This window comes from Bradyrhizobium sp. (assembly GCF_016462955.1).
In the GTDB taxonomy this organism is placed as follows: Bacteria; Pseudomonadota; Alphaproteobacteria; order Rhizobiales; family Xanthobacteraceae; genus Bradyrhizobium.
The window spans coordinates 1-2581 of record NZ_JAEMSD010000736.1 but is presented as its reverse complement, the minus strand read 5'-3'; the positions used below and the strand labels follow the sequence as shown (position 1 = coordinate 2581).

The 2581-nt window shown below is 67.5% G+C and carries 2 protein-coding genes and 1 pseudogene; 1 reads left to right on the top strand and 2 read right to left on the bottom strand.

Annotated elements, in window-relative coordinates; translation table 11 throughout:
* A pseudogene (locus JHD07_RS37610) lies at positions 1-1364 on the top strand (DUF459 domain-containing protein); the annotation flags it as partial.
* 227 nt (positions 1365-1591) lie between these two features.
* On the opposite strand, the gene JHD07_RS37605 reads toward JHD07_RS37610, so the two are convergent.
* Positions 1592-1960: a CsbD family protein gene (locus JHD07_RS37605; protein WP_291631389.1), complete on the bottom strand. Its 369-nt coding sequence runs from the start codon at positions 1958-1960 to the stop codon at positions 1592-1594.
* 83 nt (positions 1961-2043) lie between these two features.
* Positions 2044-2581, bottom strand: a 538-nt coding sequence (locus tag JHD07_RS37600) for an SDR family oxidoreductase (RefSeq protein ID WP_291631386.1), incomplete at its 5' end; no start/stop codon positions are given.

Genomic DNA, 2581 nt, shown 5'->3' with positions numbered 1-2581 from the left:
CCTATGGCCTCGAAGACGCCTACTCCGAGCAGCCCTAATTGGGCGTGTTCCGCAAGCACAAGACCACGTCCGGCCTGATCAGGTATCAGCCCAGGGGCGAGCCCGCGGACTGGGCCGCGGCGGCCAGGACCATTCTAGAGACCGAGAAACCCGACGTGATCGTCGTCATGCTCGGGCTCAACGACCGCACGGCAATCCGCGAGCCCGTCGCCGACAAGGCGGCCACGGAGAAGGAAAAGGACAAAAAGAACGACAAAGGGGCGCGCGCCAAGCCGCCGGCAAAGCCGGGCGAGGCCAAGCCCGGCGACACCGCCGCCGCCAAGCCCGACGACAAGCCTGCCGATGCCGACCTGCCGCAGGACGACGCCGACAACGCGGACACGCCTGCGGCCGCGCCGGAAAAGACCGCACGCAACCCGAACGGCCTCTACGAATTCCGCGACGACCGCTGGGTCGAGCTCTACGGCAAGAAGATCGAGGAGCTCGCCAATATCCTGAAATCGAGGGGCGTGCCGGTGCTGTGGGTCGGCCTTCCCGCAGTGCGCGGACCGAAGGGCACCGCGGACACGCTGTTCCTGGATTCGCTGTACCGCGAGGGCGCGGCCAAGGCCGGCATCACCTATGTCGACGTGTGGGATGGTTTCGTCGACGAAGCCGGCCGCTTCCTGCAGAAGGGACCCGATTTCGAAGGCCAGATCCGTCAGCTGCGCAGCTCCGACGGCATCTATTTCACCAAGGCCGGCGCACGCAAGCTCGCGCACTATGTCGAACGCGAGATCACGCGTTTGCTCGCCGGACGGTCCGGACCGATCGCGCTGCCGAGCGAGCCTGCGACACCCGACACCAGCGCCGAGCCGGGCAAGCCGCCGCCGCGGCCCTTGGCCGGGCCGATCGTGCCGCTGGTTGCAGCCTCGATTTCAGCCGATCAATTGCTGGGCGGGCCTGGCTCGCGTCCCGCCGCCGTCGATGCACTCGCTGCGAGGACGATGGTGAAGGGCGAGCCGCTGGCAGCTCCAGCCGGCCGCGCCGACGATTATGCCTGGCCGCGCCGGGAAGTGGGCCGGGAGCAGGCCAAAGGCGATACGCCGATGGCCGCGACGACGCCGGACGGCGGCCCAGCGCCGGGCGCACCGGGCGCGGCCGCCGCAATCGCACCGCCAAAGCCCGCGCCGAAGCGGCCGCAGCTCCCGCCGCAGCAGCCGGCACAGGCACCGCCGGCATTCGGCGATTTCTTCGGCTTCGGCTCGCCGCAGCCCCCGCCACGTCAGTTGGCGCCTCCGCCCGGGCCGCGCAACCCGAATCCCAATCCCGGGATCCCGCGTCCGCCGGCGAATGTCGGCCGTTCCGCCGAGATGTTCCGGTAAGGCGTGCGTTGGTGAATGGTGTCATTCCGGGGCGCGTGTAGCGCGAGCCCGGAATCCATCGTGCACCAACTACGCCGCTGAATGGATTCCGGGCTCGCGCCAAGAGGCGCGCCCCGGAATGACCAAAAGAGCGATGAGATTGGAGAAATCGTCATCGCGCTTCAGGGTTGTTTGCGCATGATCTTTTAGGAAAACGGCTTCGCGCCTTCCCGGGTCATGCTTCAGCCTTAATAGCGCCAGCGCTGGGGCGGGCGGCGTGCGGGGCGCGCCATCAGCAGCGCCAGCGCGAAGCCGATGCCGCCGGCCACGAGCAATGCGCCGAGCGGGTTGTCCTGCACCTTCTGCGCGATGGCCTTCGAGCCGTCGCGGAAGGTATCGCCGCTGTTCTCATAGGCATCCTTGGCATAGCTGGCGGCCGTGTCCGTGGCGTCGCGCACGGCATCCTTGGCCTGGCCGTAGAGATTCTGCACCGTGCCGGCAGCCTCGCGCGCCTTGCCGGAGGCCTGCGTCTTGGAATCGCCTGCCATGTCTCCGATCGCGCTTTCTGCCTTACCTGCGTAGTCCTTGGCCGCGCCAACAATCCGATCCGTATCCATGATGCTCTCCTCCTCGGGTGTCAGCCGAGGTAACAGATCAGGCGCGGCGCGGTTCCAGGGCAGAATGAAAGTGTAGTCGGGTTCTACAAGATCAGCCCGCCATCGACGACCAGCGTCTGGCCGATGACGTAGGACGACAGCGGCGAGGCCAGGAACAGCGCCGCGCCCGCCATGTCGGCCGGCGTGCCCAATCGCCGCAGCGGGATGCGCGCGAGCGCGCCTTCCAGCCGCTTCGGATTGTCGGTCGTCACCTTCGTCATCTTGGTGTCGACGAGCCCCGGCGCAATGCCGTTGACGCGGATGCCGTCCTCGGCCCAGGCCTCGCCCAGCGTCCGCGTCAATCCGACCGCGCCGGTCTTCGACGCGTTGTAGGCCGGATTGCCCATTGTGGAGTGATAGGCCGCGGTCGAGGACACCATGATGAGCGAGCCCTTCGCATCCCGCAGCATGGAATGAAACCGCGTCGCGCAGGCCATCAGGCTCATGAGATTAACCTCGACCACCTTGCGGAAGCCGGCCATCTCGAACTCGCCGCGGCGATAGAGCACCGCGCCCTGCGCGAGCACCAGCACGTCGAGCCGGTCGAAGGACGGCTTGAATGCCTCGATCGCATTGGGGTTG